This window comes from Nocardia sp. NPDC060220 (genome assembly GCF_042727815.1).
In the GTDB taxonomy this organism is placed as follows: Bacteria; Actinomycetota; Actinomycetes; order Mycobacteriales; family Mycobacteriaceae; genus Nocardia.
Map to the genome: position 1 here is coordinate 1 of NZ_JBHWZY010000466.1, position 5410 is coordinate 5410.

Below are 5410 nucleotides of genomic sequence, written 5' to 3' on the forward strand. Positions count from 1 at the left end.
ACGGCCGCGAACCGCCGCTGCGCGGCGGACCCTCCTCGAGGTCGGGTCGTGCGGGGCTGGGAGTGTTCTGTCGCCGGACACGGAGGTGAGCGGGGGTGCGGTTCCCTGCGTAGGCGGCGTGGTTGCGGCACAGTGGTGTCATGACGAACCCGAGGAAGCGGGGGCGCGCGGAGGAACCTGCTCCGGCGCAGGCGCGGAAGGTGCCGGGGGCGGAGTTGCTGTCGGCGGCTCAGGCGGCGGTGGGGGCGGCGCAGACTGCGGCGGGACAGGCTATCGATGCTGCGCAGCAGACTGCGGGGTACGCCTTCGACGCGGCGGTTCGGTTGCCGCCCGCGTCGGCGCAGCTGGCCGCGCAGTTGCCGGATCTGGTGGAGAACCTGTCGATCGCGGTCGATCGGCTCAACAGCACGATCGATCGGCTCGATCGGACGTTGGCGCTGGCCGATCCGGTGTTCGCGACCTATGACCGGCTGTTGCCACGGCTCGAGGCGATGATCTCCCTGGGCGAGGACGTGTTCGGTGCGGTGGCGAAGCTGCCCGGTGTCGGGTTGCTCGGGCGGATCACGGGGCGTGGGGGCGAGGAACCCGCACCGGAACCGGAGCCGGACAAGCGCGGCCGTCGGCGGCGCTGATTCCTCGAACGCCGTCCGCTCCGGCGGCGAAGTGGCCCGACCGGTGTTGCCGCGTGCGCGTCGAACTCACCTGTCGGGAGTCAGCGCCCGGAATGTCGCCGCCGCCTTGAGTACCATCTCCGCGTACTCGTCCTCGGGATCGGAATCGAGGACGATCGCGCCGCCCGCGCCGATCCGCCACTCGTCGTCGTAGCGGACGGCGGTGCGGATGACGATGTTGAGGTCGGCGGTGCCGTTCAGGCCGAGGAAACCGATGGTGCCCGAATAGATGCCGCGCGCTTGGGTTTCCAGTTCGTCGAGGATTTCCATGGTCCGCAGCTTCGGCGCGCCGGTCATCGAACCGCCGGGGAAGCAGGCGCGCAGGCAGTCGATCACCCCGGCGTCGGGGAGCAGCGTGCCACGCACGGTCGACACCAATTGGTGCAGGGTGGAGTAGGTTTCGGTGTCCATCAGCTTCGGGACGTGCACCGAACCCACTTCGCAGACGCGGCCGAGGTCGTTGCGCAGCAGGTCGACGATCATCAGGTTCTCGGCCCGGGTCTTCGGGTCGTCGGCCAGCGCGCGACGCAGGCGCTCGTCCTCGTCGGTGGTCCGTCCGCGCGGGGCGGTGCCCTTGATCGGCTTGCTCTCGACCACTCGATCCCGGTCGATCTTCAGGAACCGTTCCGGCGAGGAACACGCCACGTCCAGACCGTCGAAGCGCAGGTAGGCGGCGTACGGTGCCGGATTGCAGCGGCGTAGGCGCCGGTAGAAGGCGAATCCGTCCCCGGGCGCCGCGGCGACGGCGACCGCGTCGGTCAGGCAGATCTCGTAGGACTCGCCCGCGTGCAGCCGGTCCTGACACACCGCGATGTCGGCGAGGTAGCGGTCGCGGCCACGCACCAGGTGCGCCTGCACTGCGCCGGGATCGGCGGCCACGGGCAGGTCGGCGGGATTGACCCAGGTGGGGAGATCGTCGAGGGAGTCGGAAGTCTCGCGCAGCCACTGCTCGGCGTCGCTCTCGGTGGCGGGTTCGCACAGGGCGAGCAGGTGGGTTCGCCCGGCCTCGTGGTCGACGACGATCAGCCGGTCGGCGAAGATCCACTGGGCATCGGGGGTGGGGGAGCGGTGCGCGATGTTCGCACCACAGTCGGCCTTCACCTCGTAACCGAGATAGCCGACGTAGCCGCCCGCGAAATCGAAAGGCAGCGGCGGGGTTTCGCAGTGCCGCGCCCGGAGTTCGCGATCGAGATAGTCCAGGACCGTGCCCGCGACGGTACGGGTGCCTTCGATGTCCGTCACGGTGACGCGGGCGTCGCCGACCCGATAGCCGACGATTTCGGCATGCGGCCCGCTCGCGTCGCCGAGGAAGGAGAACCGGTCCAGGCCGGGTTCGACGTGCTCGCTGTCGAGCCAGAACGCGTTCGGAGCGTCGGCGCAACGGCGCAGGAAGATCGCTTCGGTGTCGATCGCGCGTTCGATCACCTTGTGCCGCAGGCTGAATGAGCGTTCATGGGAAACGGGCGCCACGACACTGGGTCCGCGCACGACCACCGGTGCGGCTACCCGTGTGCGCGCTTTGGTGAGATCGGCGAAGTTGCGCAGCAGCGCGGCGCCGAATTCGCTCGACACCGACTCGGGGTGGAACTGCACACCCCACTGCGGCCGCTCGCGATGGCGCACCCCCATGATCACCCCATCGCTGGTCGACGCGGTCACCTCGAGCGAGGCGGGCAGCGGCTCCCGCGCCGCGAGCGAGTGGTAGCGCACCACGGTGAAGCCCTGCGGCAGACCGGCGAACAGATCCCGATCGTCGTGGGTCACCTGATCGAGGAAACCGTGCCTGGCCTGTGGCGCGCGCTCCACCGTTCCGCCCGCGCCGAGCACGATTCCCTGATGGCCCAGGCATACGCCCAGCAGCGGCAGATCGGTCTGCGCGATCAGCGCTGTCGACGCCCCCATGTCGCGGGCGCGGTCCGGGCGGCCGGGTCCGGGCGAGATCACCACATTGTCGAACTGATCGAGGTCGAGGGAACTGTCGGCCTCGTCGTTGCGCACGACGGTCGGCTCGCTCCCGTTGACCTCGCTGATCAGCTGATAGAGGTTGTAGGTGAACGAGTCGTAGTTGTCGATCAAGAGCGTGCGCATCGTGGCAGAAACATTACGCCGGGCGTGCGCGTGCGCATTCCCGCGCAGTCCCCGCCGATCTCCGGGCACAATGTGCGGCATGGCTGTTTCTCAACCTGTCGATGTTGACCCGGCGATCGCCGATTTCGCGGCGATCGGGCGGTGGATGGACGAACAGGGCTTGCCCGGGACGGAATTCGATGCGGTCACCGCTCTCGGCGGCGGCACGCAGAACGTGATGCTGCGCTTCACCCGGGGCGGGCGCGAGTACGTGCTGCGGCGCGGGCCCAAGCATCTGCGTGCCAAGAGCAATGAGGTGATCGGCCGGGAATCACGACTGCTGCGCGCGATCGCCGGCACCGAGGTGCGCTCGCCCCGGGTGATCGCGGCCTGCGACGACGAGTCGGTGATCGGTGCGGTGTTCTATCTGATGGAGCCCATCCGCGGCTTCAACCCGCAGACGGAACTGCCCGAACTGCACGCCGGTGATCCCGAGGTCCGGCGCCAGATGGGTCTGTCCGCGGTCGAGGCCATCGCCCGGCTCGGCTCCCTCGACTATCAGGCGCTCGGCCTCGACGACTACGGACGTCCCGCGGGTTTCCTCGAGCGGCAGGTCCCGCGCTGGCTGCGCGAACTCGACTCCTACAACGCCAACGAGGGCTACCCCGGCCCGCAGATCCCCGGTCTCGAGCGGATCGGTGACTGGCTCGAGCGGCACCGGCCGGCGGACTGGCTGCCCGGCATCATGCACGGCGACTGTCACCTGGCGAACATGATGTTCGACTACGACGGCCCCGAGGTGGCGGCGATGGTCGACTGGGAGATGTCGACGATCGGCGATCCGCTGCTCGACCTGGGCTGGCAGCTGGCGACCAGGCCCGAGCCCGGCACCGTCGGGGCGGGTCTGATGGGCACCCTCGGCACCGTCGGCGGTCTGCCGACCGAGGCGGAGATGATCGAGCACTACGGCAAGTTCTCCGACCGTGATCTCAGTGCCGTCACCTGGTACACCGTGCTGGCCTGCTTCAAGCTGGGCATCGTCCTCGAGGGCACGTACGCGCGGGCCTTCGCGGGCAAGGCGCCCAAGCCGGTCGGCGACTTCCTGCACGCGGTGACGCTGGAACTCTTCGAGCAAGCGAATCAGCTCGCCGAATGATGCCGGATCTCGCCGATAGTTGGCTGAATATCGATGGAGCATAAAAAGAGGACAATTTAGGCTGACTTCCATGATCGTCCCCGACGCCAAGAACTGGACCTGGGTCCTCGAACGCGCCTGCTCGGAGTGCGGATTCGATGCCGAGGCCACCGCGTACTCGGCCGTCCCCGAGCTCGTGCTCGACAGTGCCACCCGCATCGGTGCTGCGCTCGAACGCGACGACGCGCGAGTGCGTCCCGACGAGCTGACCTGGTCGGTCCTCGAATACGGCGCTCACGTGCGCGATGTGTGCCGGATCTTCGATACCAGGCTCGCGCTGATGCTCGACGGTGACGGGGTCGAGGCGCCGCGGTTCGAGAACTGGGATCAGGACGCGACCGCCGTCGCCGATCGCTACGACCGGCAGGACCCCGCCGTAGTGGCCCGGGAGGTGGCGCTCGCCGCCGATCGGGTGGCTGCCGCGTTCGGCGCGGTGCCCGTCGATCGGCTCGATCTGCGGGGCGGGCGCAGTGACGGTTCGCTGTTCACGGTCGCCTCGCTGGGCCGGTACTTCGTGCACGACGTCGTGCACCACGTCCATGACGTGCGCGGATAGAAATCTCTCGAATATTTTCTAGAACGTGTTTCAGAAACTGGTGATTTGTGGCTAGGGTGAGTGCAGTCACAACGAGGCACGAGCTTGGCGAGAGGTCTACCGGCATGAAGACGAAGGGCGCGATCCTGTGGGGCACCGACCAGGAATGGTCGGTCGAGGAGATCGAGGTCGGCGACCCCGTCGCCGGTGAAGTGCAGATCCGGATGGAAACGGCGGGCATGTGCCACTCCGACCATCACATCGTCACCGGCGCGACGCCGATGCCGGCCTACCCGGTGATGGGTGGGCACGAGGGCGCGGGTGTGATCACCAAGCTCGGCCCGAACTGTCCGGCCGACCTGGCCGTGGGTGACCACGTCATCCTGTCGTTCATCCCCGCGTGCGGCCGCTGTCCCTCGTGCGTCGCCGGCAACATGGCGCTGTGCGACCTGGGCGCCGGACTGCTGATGGGGCAGGCCATTTCGGACGGCACGTACCGTATCCAGGCGCGTGGTGAGAATGTCATCCCGATGTGCCTGCTCGGCACGTTCTCCCCGTACATGACGGTGCACCACACGTCCGTGGTGAAGATCGATCCCACCATCCCGTTCGAGGTGGCGTGCCTCGTCGGCTGCGGCGTGCCGACCGGGTTCGGATCGTCGACCCATGTGGCACAGGTGCAGCCGGGTGAGACCGTGGTGATCGCGGGTATCGGCGGCGTCGGCATGAGCGCGCTGCAAGGGGCTGTGCTCTCCGGTGCGTCGAAGGTCATCGCCATCGACCCGAATCCGTGGAAGCGCGAACAGGCACAGAAGTTCGGCGCCACCCACACCTACGAGAGCATGGCCGCCGCGATCATGCCGATGATCGAGGCCACCGAGGGTCGGATGGCCGAGAAGGTCATCCTCACCATGGGTGAGATGCACGGCGACTACGTCGAGG

General features: G+C 68.1%; 5 protein-coding genes. 4 read left to right on the top strand and 1 reads right to left on the bottom strand.

Translation table 11 applies throughout. The features are described 5' to 3' along the window. Positions 1-140: 140 nt before the first annotated feature. Positions 141-632: a hypothetical protein gene (locus ACFWF3_RS22565; RefSeq protein WP_378996359.1), complete on the top strand. Its 492-nt coding sequence runs from the start codon at positions 141-143 to the stop codon at positions 630-632. Positions 633-698: 66 nt separating this feature from the next. Here the strand turns inward: ACFWF3_RS22565 and pabB are convergent, their stop codons facing one another. Continuing rightward, a complete protein-coding gene (gene pabB / locus ACFWF3_RS22570; RefSeq protein ID WP_379315168.1) occupies positions 699-2759 on the bottom strand; it encodes an aminodeoxychorismate synthase component I in 2061 nt (686 codons plus the stop codon). Positions 2760-2829: 70 nt separating this feature from the next. On the opposite strand from pabB, the gene ACFWF3_RS22575 reads away from it, so the two are divergent. From ACFWF3_RS22575 to ACFWF3_RS22585, 3 genes are all read left to right on the top strand, one after another. Then, positions 2830-3894 carry a phosphotransferase family protein gene (locus tag ACFWF3_RS22575; RefSeq protein WP_379315171.1) on the top strand — a complete coding sequence of 355 codons (1065 nt, stop codon included), beginning with the start codon at positions 2830-2832 and terminating at the stop codon, positions 3892-3894. Between the two features lie 70 nt (positions 3895-3964). Continuing rightward, positions 3965-4489: a DinB family protein gene (locus ACFWF3_RS22580; protein ID WP_379315169.1), complete on the top strand. Its 525-nt coding sequence runs from the start codon at positions 3965-3967 to the stop codon at positions 4487-4489. Between the two features lie 104 nt (positions 4490-4593). After that, positions 4594-5410, top strand: an 817-nt coding sequence (locus ACFWF3_RS22585) for an alcohol dehydrogenase catalytic domain-containing protein (protein ID WP_379315170.1), incomplete at its 3' end; no start/stop codon positions are given.